Genomic DNA, 21,820 nt, shown 5'->3' on the forward strand with positions numbered 1-21,820 from the left:
AGGATTAGACAATAAGTGACGAGGAACTGGCAAAAACCTGGGCGATACGCAGATTATAATGAGTAAGTCTTGAGGCTGGCGTTGCGACTCTTTTTTTCGCAATACCCGTGCTTCAAGTAGATCCACTTTTAAGTTACTTAAGGAGGATTTCATAATGCGTATTTTTGTCACAGGAGCGACGGGTTTCATTGGTTCCGCCGTCGTGAGCGAACTCATCGAAGCAGGTCACCAGGTCGTCGGCCTGGCCCGCTCCGACAAGGCTGCCGAGTCATTGACTGCAGTCGGGGCGACGGTGCATCGCGGTGCCCTCGACGACCTCGACAGCTTGCATAAGGGTGCTGCCGCATCAGACGGCGTTATTCACCTAGGCTTCAAGACCGATTTCGCGGATTTCGCAGGCGCAGTCGCAACCGACCTGCGCGCCGTCGAAACGTTTGGGGCGGCGCTTGAAGGCTCCAATAAGCCGTTTGTGTTCACTACGGGAACCTTAGTGGTCGCATGGTCGAACCCGGTGCCGATCCTCGGAACGGAGGAGACCGCGGTGGACTCCAACGTACCACGGGGCGCGGCGGAAAACGCGGCGATCGCACTAGCAGATCGAGGAGTACGATCATCGGTCGTTCGGCTCGCACCAACCGTGCATGGCCCGGGCGATCATGGCTTCATCTCCATGCTGATCGACATTGCTCGTAAAAAAGGGTTCTCTGCCTACGTCGGCGACGGGTCCAACCGCTGGCCGGCTGTTCATCGCCTCGACGCGGCGCGTTTGTACCGTCTCGCAGCTGAATCCGCATCAGCCGGCTCTCGGCTGCACGCTGTCGGCGAAGAAGGTATTCCATTCCGTGATATCGCCGGCGCCATCGGTCGCAGCTTAAACCTGCCAGTAGCCAGCATCTCCCGTGAAGAGGCAGAAGCCCATTTCGGTTTTCTCGGCCCTTTTACGTATACCGACAACCCCATGTCGAACACTCTGACCCGGGAACGTTTGGGCTGGCAGCCCGTGCACCCTGCATTGATTCCCGACATCGAACAGGGGCATTACTTCAATAACTGAACCGCTGGCTGCATCTGTGTCTTCGCGTTATGTGATGTTTAGAGGGCGCTGAAGAACTAACACGCCTTTGTTGACTCCGTATCTTGAATAACCACAAAGAAGACATCTATCCTCAGACAGATGTCTTCTTTATGATCAGTCACGATGATCAGTCACGCCATCATAAGCTGCACCACCACAAATTGACCAGCCGAACCCACGTTGTTTCCGGCGTCATTGTCGTCTTCCCAATTTCATCAATGTTAGCTGAATAGATCTGTCCCAATAGGTTCCCGCTCTTGCCCGTTAGCTGCACTTAGGCATCACGTTTACGGTAAAAAACAATAGCTACAATAATAAGGATCAGTGTCCATACCATTGAAATTCCCGTCCCTTGCATTGGCGTTAGGACCTTTATTTCATCAGGGGCAGGCGGCATATACATATAGGATCCGGCCATATCCGGAAAATAATTTTTAATGCTAGGCAGAAAATTTCTCAACAATGGACTGACAATGAAATAATAAACAAGCAGCAGCACTATAGCAGGAGTGGTTCGTTTCAGTAAAGTTCCTATCGCTGCACTGAGAAGTGTGGTTAATGTTAGATAGCCTGCCGCACCTGCTAATGCTTTTATCATTGTGTCTGTTTCCATCCCTACTGCTTTGTCTCTCATCATCATAAAAGTATACAGTACGCCGGATGCAGCAATAAAAAACGCCACAGGAACGGTTATCATGGCCAATGCCAAATGCTTCATGGATAATTGAACCCCGCGCCAAGGTATCGTAGCTAAAGTAGTTCGAATCTGTCCACCCGTATACTCCGAACAAGCAGCCAAGATACCAAGAATAATGAACCCTGCTTGAAGATAACCTATTGAAGCAAGTCCTATACTCAGTATACTTTGCGTCCCCGCTTCCCCTTGCAGGCCAACTGAAGTAAAAGCTGCCGTTAAAACCACATTAAGAATGAATGTGCCCATAAGAGTGAGCCAGGTCAATGGTAATGTTGCTAATTTGTCCAGTTCAGCATGAAGGATTCGTGTTATCTTTATACTCGAAGGGATACTCATGATGCAACGTCCCTTCTATGAAATACAATAGCTGCAACAATGAAAAGAACGACTACCCATGCGAACATGACGAATCCGCCTATGAACGGGGTATGAAAACTGTCGCTCATCGTCATAAACATATCAATGCCAGCCCGGTCCGGTAAGTACAACGCCAACTTCGTAACCTTGGAAAGCAAGTAACTAAATGATATAAAGGAAGTATTTATGATGAGCACAGCAAGCGGGATCATGCCATTTTTGGTTAGGACAGTCAACCCGAATGCTAAAAGGGCAGTGAATGTCCAGTAACAAACTGCACCGAGCAGTTTAGACCATTCAAATACGGGAGTATATCCACCAAGGACAAGATACGTGGCTGACACCGTTGTTATCATGGCAACAACACTAAGCATGATGCTGATCACGGATACAGCGCCTGCTTTGGACAGAAAAAAATGAAGCCTTGATGAAACAACCGTTAAGCTTGTTGCAATCTGTTGTCCCCCGCCCGATTCACTGCTCTCTGTCAAATACTCGCTGCTGACGGCAAGCACGCCGAGAATAATGACACCTTGTACACCAAGGGCCAAGCCAATATAACCAACTTCCGATAGCCGCGTGCTGACTCCAGCTATAATTTCCTCTTTTTGTGCTATGCTGTCCAAGGCAGCGATGACCGCTGGGCTAAATGCTCCAAGCAGAAAGGCAAGCCAAATGCCCGGCAGGGAGAACAATTTGGATAGTTCCGCGTTGAATACTCTCATACAACGTCACCTGCTTTGTCTGATGTCAGGGCAAAATAGGCTTCCTCCAGCGAGGAATGGTTACCGATCACTTCTTCCAATGTTCCGTCTGCAACGATTTTTCCCTGCTTAATAATCACCACATCATCAACCGTCTCTGCAAGCTCTCCCATCAGATGACTCGATAGTAACACCGTGTTTCCAGACGCAGCGCGTTCACGTAAAAATGTCCGAATAAAGCGGATTCCTTCCGGGTCAAGCCCGTTTACAGGTTCATCTAAAACCAATATTTCCGGATCCCCAAGAAGCGCAGCTGCCAGTCCAAGTCTTCTCCCCATCCCAAGGGAATAACTTCCAACCCTTTTTCCAGCCGCATTCGTAAGTCCTACGATTTCCAAAACTTCCTCTACACGTGAGCGGGGCAATCCTGCGGCACGGGCAATCCAACGCAAGTGTGCCCGTCCGGTTCGCATACGATGAGCTCCAGATCCATCCAGTGCGGCACCTACTGTTGCCAGAGGATGTTGCAATTCTGCGTATGGCTTGCCATTCATTAATGCACTTCCTGAGGTGGCACGATCCAATCCAAGGAGGATACGAAGCGTAGAACTTTTACCTGCCCCGTTTGGGCCTAAAAAACCAGTCACTCTACCTGGCCTAGCCTTAAAACTGATACCTGATAAGATCTCTTGAGTTCCGCGACGTTTCACCAAGTTATGAATTGTGATCAACCATAACACTCCTTTTCTGTTATGGCTCCAATTATAAATAAGCAAAGTTACATCCCGGTTATCAGGCTGTTTACTTCTGAGTTAACTTTAGGTTAAGCTCTACCAATGGCTACTCTTGTGCCGTTTTCATTTGATGCAAAGTCAGCTTTCAGCTTCATTTTTTTCAACATATAATCGCAAGCGGATAAACCAATCCCCGCTCCTCGCTCATAGGAAGCGCTATCCAAACCGGGCCCCCTGTCTGCAACGATAATCCGTTCCCGTTCTACATCAACCACGATGTTGGCATATTTTCCTTCTGCTGCATGCCGAAGAATGTTCTGAAATAAATTATCCAGCACCCGTGACAACCATGCAGGATCTGCTTTCCAATAAAAAGTCTTCTCTGCCGGTAAATGTACATCAAGCTGAATTTGTTTTTCTTCAAATGCAGGATACCATGCAGCAACAGATGCTCTTACTAAACGCACAATATCTGTTGAAACGGGTTCAAAAGGATGTTTCCCTGATATAAGCAATGTATAGGAAAGCAAATCATCCATGAGATCCCCGACTCTGGTGATCGTGTGGTTCATCTCCGTTAATGAGTGTCGTCCTTCTAAACTCAAGGATTCTTTATTTAATCTGGAGACATGTCCTCTCAAAATGGTAAGCGGCGTTCGCAAGTCGTGGGATAAATTCGCAATGAGCCGATGTCGCAACAATTCCTCTTCATGTGCTCGTTTACGGCTGTCTTCCAGCTGCTGAATCATCCAATTAAAAGAACTTCCTAGCTGGTCGATCTCATCCATACGATCCAATTGAACAGATATGGGTTTAGGGAATGAGTTATGTTTAGCGGAAAATGACATGGCTTGCTGTAAGCCGGCGAGACGTTTTTGAAGTTTAAAGAAGAACAGCCAAGATAATATAACAAATGCGACCATAATAAAAACAAACAATAGTAAGGACACGTAAAACAGATTTAACGTTGTTACATTGTTTTCATGGATACTTGAAACCCCAAAAAACGCACTGGAGAAAATAAGCAAAATCGGAGGAAGAAAGATAAACAGAAAATGTACTTTTAGAAAACGACGCAATAATGATCTAGTCTGCTTCATCGTTTCACCCGGTAGCCTATTCCCTTCAACGTTTCAATAATCTCCGGGGAATCCGGATGGCGTTCCAGTTTTTGACGCAAACGATGGATATGCACCATTAACGTTTTATCGCCCGTGATATAAGGTTCTTCCCAAATAGCTTCATAAATTTGTTCTTTTGGCAAAACTTGATTAGGGTGACGCAAGAAATACATTAAGATCTGATGTTGTTTCCCTGTCAATATAATTTCTTCTCCTGTGCGTTTGTCAAAAATCATTTGGCTCTCGGGATCTACTTCAATCTGATTTCCTAATGAAATGCGTGCGGAAGGGGTTCCACCCCTTCGACGGATTAATACTTCTAATCTTGCAACCAACTCATCCGTATGGAATGGTTTCGTTAGATAGTCATCGGCAAATTGCAAACCATCTACCTTATCTGTTACCGATGTTCGAGCAGATAATAGCAAAATAGGAACATCAGGAGCTGCCTTTTTTAATCGTTTCCCCACCGTAAATCCGTCTAAACCGGGTAACATGATATCCAAAACGACGACTTCGTGCTGATGTACTTCGGTTTCGGCTCCTTCACCAGATAACAGCCACTGAACCGTAAATCCTCGCTGTTCCAATTCTTCTTTTAGCAGGCTGCCTATTTTCTCATGATCTTCAATATATAATACGTTTCTTTTCAAGCAACATCCCTCTCTCTATATCGCATGAATAAAAGCAGAAACTTTCTCTTCCATACTTTTTCATATATTATCATAATTTGGGTTCCGGGATATAAAGCGTTGATCAAACAGTAACGCAAAAAGCAGCATGGTCAAGGAACCTGACCATGCTGCTGCAACTTTGCTTGGATCAAAAGACTAAGGAGCGCGATCGCTATCCCTTGATCCCGGAAAGCGTTACGCCCTCTATGATATAACGCTGACCGATGATATACACGATCAGCACCGGAATCAGCGCAATCGAGGCGCCGGCCATCATGAGCGTCCAGTCCGTGGAATACATGCCGCGGTACAGGTTCAGCATCATCGGGACGGTGAATTTTTCGGGAGTGTTCAGGAAAATGAGCGGATAGAAGAAACTGTTCCACATGCCGAGGAACGTGAAAATGCCGAGCGCCGACAAAGCCGGTTTCACCAGGGGCAGCATGATCCGCGCATAAATCGTCCAGCGGTTGGCTCCGTCCACGATGGCGGCCTCCTCCATCTCCTTCGGAATGCCTCTGAAAAACTGGCGCAGCAGAAACACGCCGAAGGCGTTAAACAAGGCGGCGGGCACAATGATCGACAAATGCGAATCGAGCCAGCCGATGCTTTTCATCATCAAATACAGGGGAATGATCGTGACTTGCCCCGGCACCATCATCGTCGCCAGAAACAGGACGAAGAGGGGCTCCCGGAAGGGGAAGCGGATCTTGGCAAATGCGTAAGCCGCCATCGAGCAGGTGAACAGCTGGGAAGCAACGACGATCACGTTGATATAGAAGCTGTTGAAATACGCTTTTCCGAAAGGCAGCGCGGTTAACGAGGTTTTAAAATTGGACCACACGAACGGATCGGGGATCCATTTCGGCGGCACGATAAAAACTTGGGACAGATCCTTGAGCGAGCTGAGCAGCATCCATACAAACGGCAGTGCCATAATGCATGCGCCGATCAGCAGTATAATATGAAGCAGGACGGTGGACAAACGAAGTCCTCTGGTCTGCATGCGTTCTCCTCCTTATCCGGTCGATTCTAGTCCTCGTAATGGACCCAGCGTTTGGACATTTTCATTTGGAACAGCGTCAGCGCCAAGATCATGATGAACAAAATGACTGCGGTCGCCGTACTTTTCCCGAACGTAAAGTCCACGAACGCCGAATCGTAAATGTGAAACACGATCGTATAGCTCGCTTTCGCGGGCCCGCCGGAGGTCATGACGAACGACTGGTCGAACACCTGAAACGAACCGATGATCGTCATAATCGTCACGAAAAAGGTCGTCGGAGATAGCAGCGGAACGGTTATGTTGATAAACTGCTGCCATTTGCTGGCGCCGTCAATCTGTGCCGCTTCGTAATAGCTGGCGGATATGCCCTGCAGCCCGGCCAGGAACAAGACCATATTCCCGCCAAGACCCATCCAGACGCTGAGCATGGCGATCGACGGCATGACAAACCGCGTGTCGGTCAGCCAGCGCGGGCCATCGATCCCGAACCACTCCTTCAAATAAAGGTTGATCAACCCGAAATCGGCGTTAAACAGCCACATAAAGACGACGGCGACCGCCACGGACATCGTAATGTTCGGCATAAAATAAATGAGTCTGTAGATCAGCTTGCCTTTTACCCGGTTCAGGCCGACCGCGATCAGCATCGCCAAAATAATGCCCGTAGGCACGGTTAGCACCGTATAGTACAGCGTATTGACCAAGGCGATCCGGAAATCCTCATCCTTGAACGTGTTGATGAAGTTGTCCAGTCCGACAAACTGCTTCTCTCCCATCCCGTCCCATTTCATCATGCTGAGCACGAAAGCCGAAATCAGGGGAATTAAGGAGAACAGCAGCAGTCCGACCAATTGGGGAAATATAAAGACATACCCCCAAATCCCATCCGATGTCTTGCTCGTCATAGCGGTCTTCCGTTTGTTGTCCGGCTGCAAGGCCGGTGCAGAAGCCGCTTTGTTGGCCGTCTGATTCTGCATAAACAACCACCTTCCCTCTTGCGAATTACGCCTTACAAAGCGCTGGCCGTCAGCCGCCGGCCGTATGGAAAGAGGGAAGGAACGCTGCGCGGTGCCCTGCGCTCCTTCCCTCCGGACTTTCGTTATTTGCCGTTTTTATAATCGTCGATTTTTTTGTTGGCCATGTCCTGAATGTCTTTGAGCGACGCGTCCAATTCGCCGTTCTTAAGCCACAGTGCCTCGAACTTGGAAGTAATGTCCGTGCTTAACCCCGGAATGCCGGCCTCGAACGGCGTCAGCGAATAACCTACCTCACGGGCATCGAGGAACAGCTGCGCATGCTCCGGCAGGTTGCCTTCCAGAACGACGTCATCCACGCCTTGAACGGACGGTACCGCATTGCCCCCGCCTTGCAGACGGAACTTCTGTCCTTCCGAGCTCAGGAACTCGGAGTAGAAGGTATAGGCGGCGTCTTTATGCTTCGATGCGCTGTTCATGACCAGGAATGCCGTCGGAATTCCGGCCGGTTCAATCTTTTTCCCCGTGTTCGTCGGCCAAGTCACGACATCGTACTCCAGGCTGGAATTTTTCTTGAACAGCGGCAGATACCACCGTCCGGCCCCGACAAACCCGACTTGGTTGGACATAAACATGGCGTCGCCGCCCTGCCCCTTCGGCAGCGTACCTGCAAATGTAATATTTTTCTCCTTCACGTTATCGTACAGGAACTGGAACGCTTCCTTCGCCTTCGGATCGTCATAACCGATAAACTTGCCGTTATCGTCGTAAACTTTGCCGCCGTTGGACGTTACCCAGCTGTAATAGCTGTTCCAGGAGTTGTCCAGTACGTACCCGTACTTTTTCGAGTCGCGGATTTTCTCCACCATGCCTTTGAACGCGTCCCAGGTCCACTCTCCCTTCGCCTGAAGGTCGGCCGGCATCTCCGTAATTCCCGCGTCCTTCAGCACTTTCTTGTTGTACCACAGCACCATCGGGTTGCAGTCGACCGGCACGCCGTAGATTTTGCCGTCACGCTTCGCCGCGCCCCACAGCCCCTCGAAATAGTCCTCCGGTTTGATTTTGCTGTCTGCTGCCGTCATTCGCGGCGTTACTTCCTCGATGCTTTTATTCTCGATCAGTTTCACGACGAAGCCATCGCCGGCATAAAACACGTCAGGAGCGGTTCCTCCCGTCAGCTGCGTCAGAATTTTCTGATCGTATTCCCCCGGAATCGGAATCAGCTCCGCCTCAATGTCCGGATGCTTCGAGTTGAAGTCCTTCGTAAACTCTTGGAAGCGGGTCAGCTCTCCGGGATTCCCCCAGGTCGCCCATTTAATCTTGACCTTCTCCCCGCCGCCTTTGCCGTCTTCCGACACCGCTCCCTGGTTGTCGCTGCCGCCGCCCGATCCGCATGCCTGCAGCACAACCGACGCCAACAATACCACCGCGAGCAAGGACTTTCTGAGCTTCTTCATTTCTTTACTCCCCCATTCAAAAGAGTAGTCGTCTGCTTCGTACCTTATCTTGAAAACGTTTACGTGAATATTATAAAACGGCTCCCTTCGCCATTTGAACGGCACTAATTTCCGAAATCGTGTCATGTTTACCTATGTTTTCTATTTTGTGAAGTATTCAGCTAAAGGGCGCCGATTTGCGCGGCATTCCCTGGAATTCCGCCGGCGTCAGTCCGACGACTTTTTTGAACTGTTTGCTGAAATGCTTGGTGTCATTAAAGCCGGACATCTCTGCGACCTCATATACTTTCAGCGTTGGATTCTGCAGAAGTTCCTTTGCCCGGTTCACCCGCAGCGTAATCAAATAATCGATGAAATTATGCCCGGTGACCCGCTTGAACATTTCACTGAAATAATTGCGGCTGACGCACACCTTGTCGGCAACCTGCTGCAGTGAGATCGACTCCGTAAAATGCTCCGAGATATACTCGACCGCCTGCTGGACGATGCGCTGGTGCAGCGATTTATCCGGAGGCGGACAATCCGCCGGGAGGGGCAGCGGCATCACGGCGACTGCCGGGTCGGCGCTGTTTTTTTCCTTATACTGCTCCAAAATACGGAGATCTTCCTTCTCCTTCTGCAGGCTGTGGCGCATTTCATACAGCACCGTTTTTAGCGATTCCGCACTCAGCATCGGCTTTAAAATATAGTCAAAGGCACCCAGCCGGATCCCTTCTCGCACATACTCGAAATCGCTATGGCAGCTGAGCAGAAGCACCTTGACCCAAGGGCAGAGCTCCCTCGTCCTGCGCGCAAGCTCAAGTCCATCCATCACCGGCATGGCAATATCGGTAATCAGAATGTCGATTTCCTTGCTTTCGACCCATTTCATCGCCCGCTGGCCGTTGGAAGCCTCTCCCACCAGCTCGAATCCGTTGACTTCCCAATCAAAAGTAGACCGAATTCCCATTCTTGCGATGGCTTCATCATCAACCAACAGCACTTTGTACATCATGATCCCCCTTCAATGTCGTAAAAGTAATCGTGACCTCCGTCCCCTGCATGAGCTCGCTGGTCACGCTGACCCCGTATTCGTTGCCATAATACAGCCGAATCGTTTGGTGCACATGGCGCAGCCCGATGTTGGTCATCCCCCGGTTATGATGCCGCCCCTCCTCGGCGAAAATTTGGGCAAGCCGCTCCTCGCTCATGCCTACGCCGTCGTCGGCGATGCTGATGATGATCTCCTCCCCCTCTTGCCGCGCACGAATCTGAATCGTACCCGGTTCATCCTTCGGCGCGATGCCGTGGAAGACCGCATTTTCAACAATCGGCTGGAGAAGCATGCGCGGAATCGGAATTTGCTTCAGCTCATCCGGACAATCCATTAGCAGCGTGATGGCGTTGTCATATCGGTACCCTTGGATGACCATATATTTCTGCAGCAGGTCCAGCTCTTCTCCTAATTGGATGAAAACGCCGTTTCGCCCCATGCTGACCTCGAGCAGCTGTACGAGCGAAGTCACGGCTTTGTCTACGTCGTTCGTGCGGTTCAGCTTGGCAAGCCAGCGGATCGAATTGAGCGTGTTGTACAGAAAATGCGGATTAATCTGGTACCGAAGGGCCCGGATTTCCGCCTTCTTCTTCTCGGATTCCTCCTTGGCGATCCGCTCGACGAGCAGCTCGATCTGTTCAATCATCTTGTTGAAGCTGCGGCCAAGCTGCCCGATTTCATTGCGTCCGACGCTGCGGCTGCGGATGGTCAAGTCGCCGGCTTCTCCTTTGCGCATCAAGCGGCTCAAATAGACGAGCGGATTCCCGATTCGGCGTGTAACGTAGTAGCCCATGCCAATCGCCAGCACGATGGAGCACAGGGCAATGAGCACCGTCAGATTCCGAATGCTGGACGAGTCTGCAGTCAACTCCTCGAGCGGTACGACGCCTACCACGAGCCAGTCGTTGTTCAGTCGCTCTGGAATCATGAGCGTGTTGCGCTTGCCCTCGCGCAGCTGCATTTTCCGGGCCGGCAGCGGCAGCTTGGACGTCTTCCCGTATTCGTCCGGGTTGGGATGGTAGAAATATTGATTTTGCTCATTGACGATGTAGACGTAACCCGTGTCGCCGAATTGAACGCGGTTCAGCTCATCGATCAGCACATTTCCCATGACCTCGACAAACATGACGCCGATGACTTCGCCCGTCTCCCAGCTCCGGATGGCCCTGCCGAGACCAAAAACCGGGAATCCCATCCCGGTCCTTTTCAGGTACGAAGTTTCGGAGAGCCCAAACCATACGGTATTGCCGTTCGCTTTCAAAATGGCCTTATACCAGTCGGAATCCCATTGATTCGGAATCGACATGAGGGAGTCTGCGCTAAGCACCGAATTTTTTCCTTTTGTATCAAAAATGTAAATATCGAGAATTTCCGGCGAATTGATCATAATCGAAGTCAGCATGTCCTTGCCGTCCTTCACCTTAAGCGTCGTTTCGTAGGCGTTATCACCCTGTCTCTGCTCCAAAATGTTGTGGACGATTTTGCTGTTGAGCACCATCATCGAGGAGTCGTCCAGTTTCTTGAAAAACATGTTGAGCTTATCGCTCACCTGCACAATCGTTAGCGCGGCCACTTTGCTGACCTGCTCTTCAACGATCATGGACGATTTGTGGTAGGATATGAATCCTCCAATCAGGACAGGAAGAGTCATCCCGAAGAAAAAAAAGAGGAATAGCTGCACGACAATCGAGTGCAATGGGGGAAAACGAGTGTGGAACCAGGATCTCATTGTTGCGAATCACCCTCTTTTTTCAAAAGTATCACTTGCGTAATGCTATTTTATATACGAATGATTACGCTTTCAAAGCAATGTTGTAAAAATTCCGAACAAAGCACGAAATATCGTAAGAAAAACCTCTTACGACGTACTAATCAATCAGGAAGATAAGGGGTTAACAGATGTAGTTTAAGCGTTGGAGGCCGGAGGGGATTTTTCGCAGGGAAAGCAGGTCATGCTCTTCTATTGAACTAAAATGAATATTCTACAGAAAAAAAGCTAGGGAAAAATTCCCTAGCCAGATCAGTTGTACAAACTTTTCGATGCTTCATCAACGAAACGACGAAAGAAATTTCGGATGTCCTTTGTTAACAAATCAGGAACCTCCATTGCAGCGAAGTGTCCTCCATGTTCAAACTCCGTCCAGTGTACGATATCATACTGTTGCTCTGCAAGACGGCGCACGGGCCTGAAGGTCCTCCTAACGAGAAGAAGATGATATTGTTTACGAATGTAAGTGCTTGCTTGCACCGGGTGTAAGAAAAAACTAGGGAGCCAGCGCCCTAGCAAACAGATCGACGCTCCGCTCGATAAACATGTCAAGTGTAATTTCGTTAAAACAAAAAAAGCCGCATCTACGCGGCTATGAAGCGTGTGTTGTGCCAGTCCTCGCTCGATCTCTTCACGGAACTTGTCGTCCCCTTGGTCGCTGCCTCCCTTATGAGATTGATGCAACGGGGTGATCGGCTCCAGGATATTTACTCTAGAAACGTATATTTCAGTTCAGTCATCTTCTGAACGTCTCTCTTATTTATTACCGAGATGTTCCGCCAAACCGATTAGAAGACCTTCTTTTCCACGAATGTAGCAGAGCCGATACGAGTCCTCGTACTGGACCACTTCGCCAACGAGCTGAGCACCATGCTTCTTGAGTCTGGATACCATTTCGTCAATGTCTTCAACGGTGAACATGACGCGTAGATAACCGAGGGCATTTACAGGTGCATTCCGGTGGTCTGATATCGTAGGCGGGGTGATAAATCGCGAAAGTTCAAGCCGGCTGTGGCCATCCGGGGTAACCATCATAGCAATCTCTACACGTTGTGAACCCAGCCCGGTTACTCGACCCGCCCATTCGCCTTCGACAGTGGTTCGCCCTTCGAGCTTCAAGCCAATCTCCTCGAAGAAAGAGATTGCGTCATCCAGGGATTCTACGACGATGCCCATATTGTCCATTCTTATTAATTTGTTATTTTCCATGGTTATATCTCCTTTACGTTTATCAGGCTTTGCCTCGCTGGCTTCATCCATACGATATCTCTGTATGACCCATTTGGGGCTGCATCCGGCTCCGGGATTTCACTGGACAGCAGTCCTTCAATAAAAAAGGCAACCCTCCCTTCTGTCTTGCGTATAAGGCGGATGCTCTTCCAATCTCCATTCGACGAACCCGTTGTGCTTTAACCAGATTGACGCGTTTGTACAAGAAGTCCAGGAACGTAAGGTGGTAAGTTACCTATATACAACGTAAGTATGCTGGTTCTAAAGAGGATTCGACATGCAGTTGGATTATACCTTCTACATTGGAGCCAGCGCGAATGTGGTGTGGGACGTGCTGTTCATCCCCGAAAAATCGTCCCGCACTTTTATCGGAGACGCCATCCAATCCTGTTTGAAAGCAGGCGACCCCATCCGGCTCGCCGGTCCTGGGCTAGACGGGGACACAAGTTTCGCTTCTTTCGATTGGAAAAACGCTCAAAAAGCACTCCGCAGAGTGCTTTTTCTGTTTAAGTAAACTGACCGTTAGCATAATAAGTCTCATAGTTGCCGAAAACAGCTTGTTTCATGGTTCTCTCAACATATGGACAAATGCCATGGACGCGGGGGATATCTCCTCGAAAGAAAGCGCGATGACCCCAATCTCCCTGGTAATGGCAGGCGTAATTGGTTTAACGATGAGTTCGTGGGACACGGAAGATAGCGTAAAGTCGAACACAAGACCGATTCCGAGCCGTCTGCGGACCATTTGGATCAGGGTTTCGGCCGTTTGGACGGTCAAGCTGCTTTCGAGATTCAATTGGTGCTGTTGAAGTATGCTGTTCATCGCCGCCTCATGCCCGCCTTTACAATAGATCATCTCATGCCGGTATCTTCCGAGGTCGACAACCGCTGTATCCTGCAGCTCGTGATCGTCCGGAATGACGGCCACCATGTGATCGCGAACCAGGCTATGACACTCAAATCCCGTAAAAGGGGAAGCGACGAGCCCAATCTCCACGGTACGGTCGGTGACCCATTCCTTGATCTGGTCGGATACCCCCTCATTCAGTTCGATTTGAACATGAGGATACTTGGCCCGGAACCTGGCGATAGCCTCCGGGAGCAATAGAGTCGACGCGGCGGGAAACGAGCCGATTTTGATTTTTCCGGATAAGAGCTGGCTCTCCCGGCTGGCTACCTGAAAAATGCGGTTTTCAATGGATTGCATCTGCCTGGCCAATACCAGCACCTCTTTGCCGACATCGGTTAAAATGATCCCCTTCTGCTTATCCCTGACAAACAGTCTCACTTGCAGCGCCTCTTCAAGCTGTTTAATCGTCTTGCTCACAGCCGGTTGGGAAATAAACAATGCTTTCGCTGTTTCGGTAAGGTTCAATTTTTCGGCGGCTGTCATAAAAACATTCAGGTGGTTCAAGTTCATTTTCATCGTACACACCCTCATAACCATATAGTTATTTCCTTCATAACAAATATGTATTTCAGTTATGAACTATTATAACGTATTCTAATTACACGGCAACACGGAGGCATGACACGCATTTGAAGGTTGTAAGGAGGAGATTACCTTGATCGATCATGCAAAAAAAGCGGAAATTCCTCAAACATCGGAGGACTCCCGCGTATCAACGCGCCGTATCTGGACTACGGCTTGGCTCATAACATCCGTATTCATGCTGTCCAATTCAGCGACGCCGCTGTATGTACAATGGCAGACGGCGCTGGGATTCACGAACGGAACACTAACGCTTATTTTTGCCGCTTATATCGCGGGTTTGCTTGGCAGCCTGCTCGCAGCCGGACAATTGTCCGACCGCTTGGGACGGAAGGCGGTGCTTTATCCGGGTCTTCTGGCTGCGGTGGCGGCCTGTGCGCTGTTTGCATTGGCCGATTCAGTTGGCATGCTGCTCGCGGCGCGGTTGCTTACAGGCATAGCCGTCGGCGTCATCGTCTCCGCCGGCATGGCGGCGGTCGTGGATTCCGGTGGACACGGCAAGAAACAGCTGGCATCCCTTGCCGCTTCCGTGGCCATGGTCCTCGGAGCCGGACTTGGGCCGCTGCTGGCCGGGATGATGGCCCAATTTCTTGCGCACCCCGTCGTGCCGGTGTATTCCGCTCAATTTATCATTTTGGCAACGGCCTTTATGGTGGCAGCCCGTCTTCCCTCCCGGCGGAATCCTGCGCACGAAGAGTGGAAGCTGCGCTTCCCGTCGGTTCCTAAGCATAACCGTCTGCACTTAGCTCTGGGAATATCCGTGTTTGCCCCGGGCATTACTTCGACTTCCTTTGTACTGTCGCTGGGTCCTCCGCTGCTGTCCAAACTGCTGCATGTGACCAGTCCCTTGGTGGCTGGAGGAACAGCCTGTGTCATGTTTTTGGCGGCGACGGGCATACAATTCGTTGTCAAAAGGCTCTCGGTTCGCAGTCTGTTTCTTTTGGGAGTTGCGGTTATCCTATTGTCCATGATCTGTCTGGTTACCGCCGTCATGTACTCGTCACCCGCATTCCTTGTTCTAGCCGCGGTGCTCGCGGGTGCAGGACAGGGATTGGGGCAGCTTGGAGGCCTGATGCTGATCAGCTTGCATGTCCCGGAACATCGCCGCGCCGAAGCCAATGCGGTACTGAATATCGGAGGATACGTACCTGCGGCGCTGCTGCCGATCGGAACAGGTTTTTTGATCGATATGACCAGCATCTCCCTGGGTGCCTCGCTCTTTGCGGCTGTCATCGCGGCGGTTTCGGTCGCGGGTGCCGTTTTTGTAACAGTGAAGTTTAACAAAAGATAAAGTAAAGAGATGCTGATTTCCACGGGCCGAACGATTCAAAAAGCGGTGATCTCATACAGTCCCAGTACAGAGCATTGGAAGATTCCATCAAAATCATGAGGGGAAGTCGGTCTAGTTATACGAAAGCAGCCGGGTAATCACATCCGGCTGCTTAATTATTATAGTTTCTCGATCGAAAAGCCAAGAATACTGTCGGTTTGCTTCTTTGCTTGCACCGACGCATTGTCCAAAAATACCTCCGGACGGCTGAGTGCCGTACAGTACCGACCAAATAAGCTACTGTCTTTACAGGTATTCATTGAGCTCTCGATCATTAGCTTAAAGTCTATGACCTGATAGTGGAATGCTTGACAGTAGAGCGGCGGTGACAGCACGGATGTCGCTATTCCACGTTGCTGTGCTGCTTGAACGCCGCGGCATTGTCCACGCCGCGAGACTCCGCGTAGCACAGGCAGACCGCGTCCAGCACAAGGTGGACGCATTGGTCAAACAGCGAGCCTAGCGGCTGAATGCTCGCGCTTTCGCCTTCCCGGCGGTGCTTCGTGGCCGCCGGAATCGCGAGCACCCGCACGGCCGACCGGGCGAGCGGGGATTCGGCGTCGGTCGTCAGGGCGATGACCGACGCGCCGAGCTCCCGCGCCTTCTCTGCGGTCCAGACGACGCTATGCGTCGTTCCGGAGCCGGAGACGGCGACTACATAATCACCCTCGGCGATCGAAGGGGTAATCGTCTCCCCGATCACATACGAGGTCGCGCCGAGGTGCATCAGCCGCATGGCGAAGGATTTGGCCATCAGTCCCGAACGGCCTTCACCTACGACAAAGATCCGGGGAGCACCCGCCAGTAGGGCGGCTGTCTCGTTAACATCACTCTCGTCTACCCGTTCCAGCACAGCACGAGCTTCCGCGAGTATCGTCATCAGCTTGTTCATCATTGTTCAGTCTCTCCTTCTCCATTCGCGATCGAGCAAAATTCATCCGCATTCGAAACCTCCGGATGTAATGATATCCGCTGCTCGGACGTTGCTTCTATAATATACATCTTTCCATTGGAGCCCGGGCATGACCCGCTACCTGCTCCCCAGTTTCAGGATGCAGTCCTGAAACGATCGGGCAGCGGCGGCCGGGTCCGCTGCTTTCGTAATCGCGGAGCCGACGATGAGAACCTCCGGCTTCATCGCGAACAGTCCCGGCAGAGAATCCAGGGTGATCCCGCCCGCCGCAGCGATCCGAAGCTTGGCCTGGCTTTCGCCGACCGAACCGGGGGCACCGGATGCGGCTTCATATGCGCCCGGCCCGGTCAAGCGGGAGCCGCCTCCCTCTTGCTGGTCCTTGCTGACATGGAAGCAATGGACCGCCTCCCCGTACCGGGCAAGCGCCGCCTGTTCCTCCGGCGTCGTATGAAGCAGGTCGATCATGACCTGCCTGCCCCATGTCTGGGCGGTCTTCATGCAGAGCTCAACGGTGACCGGCGGAGAGGCACCCATGACCGTTGCCACGTCAGCCCCCGCCTTATAGCACAATTCGAACTCGTATATGGCGTTATCGAAGGTTTTGACATCCGCGACAATGATCTTGTGGGGAAACTCGCGCTTCATCGCTTCTACAGACGCCATGCCGAATTCTTTGATCAGAGAAGTGCCGACTTCGATCCAATCGATATAAGGTTCTGTCAATCTCGCCATATCGATGGCCTCCTGTATGCTCATCCGGTCCAATGCAAGTTGAATGTTCATCTTGTCGACACCTCAAGCTTTCCCTCTGGAGTCGATTCCGCCGTTTTGCGAGATCTGCCCACGGTTAAAGTCAGAATTGCGGACAGAAGCAGCGAGCCGGCCATAAAAATATAGGAGGCGCCGAAGCTTCCGGTGAAGCTGTTCAGATAGCCGACGATGTAGGATCCGGCAAAAGAACCGAGCGCCCCCATACTGTTAATCAGCGCCATGGCGCCGCCCGAGACGTTCCGGGGCAAAATTTCAGGCATGATGGCGAAGAACGGTCCGTAAGGGGCATACATTGCGGCGCCGGCGATGACCAGCAGAATGAATGAAATCCAAAAATGATCCGCTCCCAGCAAATAAGAGGCGTAGAAGGCAACCGCACCTACAAGCAGGAACGGCCAGACAAAGGCTTTCCGGTTCTCCGTTTTATCCGAGAAATAGGACGCGACCAGCATCCCAATGACCGCGAGCACATAAGGAACGGAGCTCAGCCACCCGGTTGCGACCATGCTCATGTCAGGAGCGGCCTTGATAATCGAAGGAAGCCACATGACGAAGCCGTAGACACCAATGCTCCAGAAAAAATACTGCAGGCACAGCCGGATGACAAGCGGCGACCGGAACGCCTCGCCGTAGTTCTTAACGGGCTTCAGTCCCTTCTGCTCTTCATTCAGGGTAATCTCAAGTTCCTTTTTCTCCTCTGCGGTCAACCAGTTCGCTTCAGCGGGCTTGTCGTTCACGAGCTTCCACCAGAAGAACGCCCAAATAATCGGTGGCAAACCTTCAATAATAAACATCCATCTCCAACCGACAGCGGACACGAGATAACCCGAGACGATGGACATCCACAGCACGGTTGCAGGATTGCCGAGGATGAGAAAGGTGTTGGCGCGCGAGCGCTCTTTTTTCGTGAACCAGTGGCTCAGAAAGACCAGCATCGCAGGCATAACTGCACTTTCAACCACGCCGAGACAGAAACGGATGATGATGAGAATATGAACATTATGGACGATACCGGTAGCTCCCGCCAGCAGCCCCCATAAAATCAGCGAAACGAATACGAGCTTCTTGGCACTTTTGTTCTCGGCATAATGGGCACCCGGTACCTGGAAGAAGAAGTACCCCAGGAAAAAGAGCGCGCCAAGCAGCGAAGACATTCCCGCCGAAATCTGCAAATCCTTGGCCATGCCGGCAGCCGCGCCAAAGCTGTAGTTCGCCCGGTCAAGGTAGGCTAGACTGTACGTTACAAAGACGATCGGCATTAGACGCAGCCAGCGTGAAGCGACGAAGCTGCCTTTGTTCGATTTGTTCATCTCGTTCTCACTCCTGTCAGATGATAGTGAAGATATGCCTTTAGCTCTTCCATCGTCGGGTATCCGTCGTGATCCCCAACGGACTGCACTGCAATCGAGCCGATTGCATTTCCCTGCCGCACCGCTTCGGTGATGCTTAACCCCCTCAGAAGTCCCCCGATCAAGCCTGTGGCAAAGCCATCCCCAGCCCCGACCGTATCCACAACCTTTTTCACCTGAAAGCCTGGAACCGTTCCCTCTTCATACGGGGTGCGGAAATAGGCTCCTTCCGGCCCCAGCTTGACGGCAACAAGCGAAACGCCCCGGTTCAGATAAAATTCGGCGATCTTCTTCGGGTCCCTGGAGCCGGTCAGAAATTCCCCTTCTTCGATCCCCGGCAGCACCCAGTCCGCCCGGCACGCCAGGTCGTTGATGACCTTCCTCATCTCCTCTTTCGAAGACCAGAGAGACGGGCGCAGATTGGGGTCAAAAGAAACGGTCCGTCCCGCACCCTTCATCGTCTCCAGCGCCGCATAAGCGAATGCGCGGGTGCTCTTCGTCAGCGCGGGCGGAATGCCGGTCATGTGCAGATGCCGGAAGCCGGTCAGATAGCCGGAGTCCACATCGGCCTCACCAAGCGTGCTTGCGGCGGAACCTTTCCGGAAATATTGCACCTGCGGATCTCCCTCCAGCACCATCGACTTCAGCTGGAACCCGGTTGGATAGCGTGAATCATGGGTAATACCGTCGATGTCCACCTTCTCTCTAGCGAGATACTCCACGATATAATCGCCGAACGCATCCTCGCCCAATCGGCTGATCCACCCGGAAGTTAGTCCAAGTCTCGAAAGGCCGACGGCCACATTGACTTCCGCCCCGGCTAGACGGCGGCTGAAGGTGTCAATGTCCTTCAAGGCGCCGGGTCTGCCCGCTACGAACATAACCATAGCCTCTCCAAAAGTTACCGAATCTTTCAACATGGTTGCCATGCCTCCTTCAATCTGTCCGTTTTCGTCCTTTTCCAGGCATGCCTGGCGCTTGCCGGAGCATCTTCAGATACTCTGATAGACGCTCCGGTCCGGGAAGCGTAAACTCAATCGCCCGGGACGCATGTTCCGGCAATTGAGCCAACAGCTCTCGCCAGATTGCGTCTTCTTCCTCAGGGATAGGAAGCGTTTGCAAAGCATTGTCTTCGGAACATACGACATGTTTGCAGTGAATGTAGCTGGTGTAAGGAGCCAACTCCAGCGCCGCCTTCACGGGCTCTTCTCCGGCATACAACCAATTGCCGGTATCGAACGTCATGGCCACTCCGCCAAGACCTGAACACTCCACCGCCTGAAAGAACGCTTTCAAATTTCCGGCGTTGCCTCCATGCGGCGTTTGGTCATTCTCGATCAGCAAAGTCAGCGGACCATGCAAAGCCCTGTATTGATCAAGCAGTTCGCCCAGACGGGTCAGGCGTTCGTCGCTGTTCCGGCTTGCATGGACTTCCGAAGACTTCCGGCCTCCAGACGCTTCAATCGCTTCTTCTCCTGGATCGGCCCAGTCCTGTGCTATGAAATGCCCAAGCGACACCTTCAGCATCTCCGGCCTTAGAATTCCCGCCTCTTCCAGAATCCCAGACAGCTGCGTTTCATTCAGCCTTCCGGCTTCGTCCCACAGCTCCAGCGGAACGGAATATATGCAGCGCAACCCACTGTTCCGGTTGGCTTCGCGGCATTCGGCAAGCGGCAGATTCCCCGGGGGGAACAATTCCCGTCTTATTTCAATGCCGTCTGCTCCGGCGGCGCGAACCGTCTGCGCCCATTCATGCTGCAGACCGGGAGTATTGCCGAATACAGAGGTCGGCACAAAAACTGCCTTCATATAGTCATCCTCCTTCGTGCTAAATCGGATTATCAGGATACCAGGAATACCGCCCCTCATTCGTAAACCGATTTAGTAAACCGATTTACTTCAACTCATGGGTTCATTATAAACCTGTATTCATCATTTTGCAACCCCTTACATTTAAGCGCTGTCATGATTCCGAAAAAGCATAGCCTTCAAACATGGAGACTTCTCCCGTATTGGATGACCTACAACAAAAACCAGCTCCCGGTCCCGGACCCAAAGCTGGTTTTGTTTGTTTAAAGTGTATGATGACCTCGGCAGCACCTTCAACGGGCCTGGCCGGATGATTCGCGCACAACAAGCTCGCATTCAAAGACAAACTCGGCCGCCTCCGGCGCCTCCTCCGACCGGATGCGGGTAATCAGGCGCTCGGCCGCTTTTCTGCCCATCTCCAGGGAAGGCTGGTTGATCGTCGTTAGCGTCGGCGTCAACAGGTGGGCGAACGGAATGTTGTCGAATGCGACCAGCGCCAAATCCTCTGGCACACGCAGCCCCTGCTCCTTAACAAAAGCAAGCGCTTCGAGCAGCACCAGGTCGTTCCCCGCAATGAGTGCCGTCGGCGACTCCGGTCTCTCAAAGCGTTTGCGAAGCCGGTCTTTAAGCGAGGAGATCTCCGCATTGATGATGTTACCACTCCCGTCATCCAGACCGAGCTCACGCATAGCTGCGCGGAACCCCTCCGTACGCTCGGTTCGCGTGCTGATCGTCAGCGGTCCCGTAGCCAAGACGATGCTCTGGTGCCCGAGCGACGCCAGATGCTCCACTGCCCGGGTGACTGCCTTCCTGTTATCGACCACAATTGTATCCGCCTTGACGTTGTTTACGCGACGGTCCATGAAGAGGATCGGATACCCCTGCTCGGCGAGGCTTTCATACAATGGCCCGTTCTTGCCCGTAGGCAGGAGAATGATACCGTCGACCTGCTTGGCCTGCAGCATTTCGGTATATTTTTTCTCCTTCTCGCCGTCCTCGTCACTGTTACACAGAATGACGCTGATGTTCTGCTCCTGGCAATAGTCCTCGATGCCTCGGCATATTTCCGTAGAAAGCCGGTGCATAATGTTGGCGACGATGACGCCGACCGAACCGGTCCGCTTCTGCTTCAGCCCCCGGGCAAGAACGTTGGGCCGGTAATCGAGGGCCTCAATCGCTTCTTCGATCTTGATCCGCGTCTCCTGGCCCATATGCTGGTATCTTTTGTTTAGATATTGGGATACGGTGCTTTTGGACACGCCGGCGCGCGCCGCCACATCCCCGATTGTCGCTTTCCCCACAGTTCTCTACCCCTCTGTCCGATGA

General features: G+C 51.7%; 21 protein-coding genes. 3 read left to right on the forward strand and 18 right to left on the reverse strand.

Going from position 1 to position 21,820, the window contains the following annotated elements; translation table 11 throughout:
• Positions 1-154 precede the first annotated feature (154 nt).
• Positions 155-1,054, forward strand: a complete 900-nt coding sequence (locus tag AC27KL_RS15160; protein ID WP_487170223.1) for an SDR family oxidoreductase — start codon at positions 155-157, stop codon at positions 1,052-1,054.
• 295 nt (positions 1,055-1,349) lie between these two features.
• On the opposite strand, the gene AC27KL_RS15165 is transcribed toward AC27KL_RS15160, so the two are convergent.
• From AC27KL_RS15165 to AC27KL_RS15215, 11 genes are all read right to left on the reverse strand, one after another.
• Entirely contained in the window at positions 1,350-2,108 is a 759-nt protein-coding gene (locus AC27KL_RS15165) for an ABC transporter permease (RefSeq protein WP_487170224.1), read from the reverse strand.
• The gene (locus tag AC27KL_RS15170) at positions 2,105-2,854 is read right to left on the reverse strand and encodes an ABC transporter permease (protein ID WP_487170225.1); all 750 of its coding nucleotides are present in this window, start codon (positions 2,852-2,854) and stop codon (positions 2,105-2,107) included. Before AC27KL_RS15170 ends, AC27KL_RS15165 begins: the two co-directional genes overlap by 4 nt.
• Positions 2,851-3,564: an ABC transporter ATP-binding protein gene (locus AC27KL_RS15175; protein ID WP_487170226.1), complete on the reverse strand. Its 714-nt coding sequence runs from the start codon at positions 3,562-3,564 to the stop codon at positions 2,851-2,853. The genes AC27KL_RS15170 and AC27KL_RS15175 overlap by 4 nt, the downstream gene beginning before the upstream one ends.
• A 92-nt stretch (positions 3,565-3,656) precedes the next feature.
• On the reverse strand, positions 3,657-4,667 hold the full coding sequence (locus AC27KL_RS15180) for a HAMP domain-containing sensor histidine kinase (protein ID WP_487170227.1): 1,011 nt from the start codon (positions 4,665-4,667) through the stop codon (positions 3,657-3,659).
• Positions 4,664-5,341, reverse strand: coding sequence for a response regulator transcription factor (locus AC27KL_RS15185; RefSeq protein WP_487170228.1), 678 nt, complete (start codon positions 5,339-5,341; stop codon positions 4,664-4,666). The genes AC27KL_RS15180 and AC27KL_RS15185 overlap by 4 nt, the downstream gene beginning before the upstream one ends.
• A 193-nt stretch (positions 5,342-5,534) precedes the next feature.
• The gene (locus tag AC27KL_RS15190) at positions 5,535-6,368 is read right to left on the reverse strand and encodes a carbohydrate ABC transporter permease (protein WP_339324858.1); all 834 of its coding nucleotides are present in this window, start codon (positions 6,366-6,368) and stop codon (positions 5,535-5,537) included.
• 26 nt (positions 6,369-6,394) lie between these two features.
• Positions 6,395-7,273, reverse strand: a complete 879-nt coding sequence (locus tag AC27KL_RS15195; RefSeq protein ID WP_487170377.1) for a carbohydrate ABC transporter permease — start codon at positions 7,271-7,273, stop codon at positions 6,395-6,397.
• 194 nt (positions 7,274-7,467) lie between these two features.
• Positions 7,468-8,799, reverse strand: coding sequence for an ABC transporter substrate-binding protein (locus AC27KL_RS15200; protein ID WP_339324857.1), 1,332 nt, complete (start codon positions 8,797-8,799; stop codon positions 7,468-7,470).
• Between the two features lie 157 nt (positions 8,800-8,956).
• Complete coding sequence (locus AC27KL_RS15205; protein WP_487170229.1) at positions 8,957-9,790, reverse strand: response regulator; 834 nt, start codon at positions 9,788-9,790, stop codon at positions 8,957-8,959.
• Entirely contained in the window at positions 9,768-11,561 is a 1,794-nt protein-coding gene (locus tag AC27KL_RS15210; protein ID WP_487170230.1) for a sensor histidine kinase, read from the reverse strand. The genes AC27KL_RS15205 and AC27KL_RS15210 overlap by 23 nt, the downstream gene beginning before the upstream one ends.
• Before the next feature lie 795 nt (positions 11,562-12,356).
• Entirely contained in the window at positions 12,357-12,809 is a 453-nt protein-coding gene (locus AC27KL_RS15215) for a VOC family protein (protein WP_487170231.1), read from the reverse strand.
• A gap of 298 nt (positions 12,810-13,107) precedes the next feature.
• Between AC27KL_RS15215 and AC27KL_RS15220 the strand changes: the two genes are divergently transcribed.
• Entirely contained in the window at positions 13,108-13,344 is a 237-nt protein-coding gene (locus tag AC27KL_RS15220) for an SRPBCC family protein (RefSeq protein WP_487170232.1), read from the forward strand.
• A 48-nt stretch (positions 13,345-13,392) separates the two neighbouring features.
• On the opposite strand, the gene AC27KL_RS15225 is transcribed toward AC27KL_RS15220, so the two are convergent.
• Positions 13,393-14,256, reverse strand: a complete 864-nt coding sequence (locus AC27KL_RS15225; protein ID WP_487170233.1) for a LysR family transcriptional regulator — start codon at positions 14,254-14,256, stop codon at positions 13,393-13,395.
• A gap of 139 nt (positions 14,257-14,395) precedes the next feature.
• Here AC27KL_RS15225 and AC27KL_RS15230 point away from each other — a divergent pair, with 139 nt between their 5' ends.
• The gene (locus tag AC27KL_RS15230) at positions 14,396-15,613 is read left to right on the forward strand and encodes an MFS transporter (RefSeq protein WP_487170234.1); all 1,218 of its coding nucleotides are present in this window, start codon (positions 14,396-14,398) and stop codon (positions 15,611-15,613) included.
• Between the two features lie 382 nt (positions 15,614-15,995).
• On the opposite strand, the gene hxlB is transcribed toward AC27KL_RS15230, so the two are convergent.
• The 6 genes from hxlB to AC27KL_RS15260 form a co-directional block, all read right to left on the reverse strand.
• Entirely contained in the window at positions 15,996-16,544 is a 549-nt protein-coding gene (gene hxlB, locus AC27KL_RS15235) for a 6-phospho-3-hexuloisomerase (RefSeq protein WP_339325139.1), read from the reverse strand.
• Positions 16,545-16,682: 138 nt separating this feature from the next.
• The gene (hxlA, locus tag AC27KL_RS15240; protein WP_487170235.1) at positions 16,683-17,348 is read right to left on the reverse strand and encodes a 3-hexulose-6-phosphate synthase; all 666 of its coding nucleotides are present in this window, start codon (positions 17,346-17,348) and stop codon (positions 16,683-16,685) included.
• Entirely contained in the window at positions 17,345-18,646 is a 1,302-nt protein-coding gene (locus AC27KL_RS15245) for an MFS transporter (protein ID WP_339324850.1), read from the reverse strand. The genes hxlA and AC27KL_RS15245 overlap by 4 nt, the downstream gene beginning before the upstream one ends.
• Positions 18,643-19,605, reverse strand: a complete 963-nt coding sequence (locus AC27KL_RS15250) for a sugar kinase (protein ID WP_339324849.1) — start codon at positions 19,603-19,605, stop codon at positions 18,643-18,645. The genes AC27KL_RS15245 and AC27KL_RS15250 overlap by 4 nt, the downstream gene beginning before the upstream one ends.
• Positions 19,606-19,621: 16 nt before the next feature.
• A complete protein-coding gene (locus tag AC27KL_RS15255) occupies positions 19,622-20,494 on the reverse strand; it encodes a sugar phosphate isomerase/epimerase family protein (RefSeq protein ID WP_487170236.1) in 873 nt (290 codons plus the stop codon).
• A gap of 293 nt (positions 20,495-20,787) precedes the next feature.
• Positions 20,788-21,795 (reverse strand): LacI family DNA-binding transcriptional regulator, encoded by a 1,008-nt coding sequence (locus AC27KL_RS15260; protein ID WP_487170237.1) that lies wholly within the window; start codon positions 21,793-21,795, stop codon positions 20,788-20,790.
• Positions 21,796-21,820: the final 25 nt, after the last annotated feature.

This window comes from Paenibacillus sp. YAE3 (assembly GCF_057546105.1).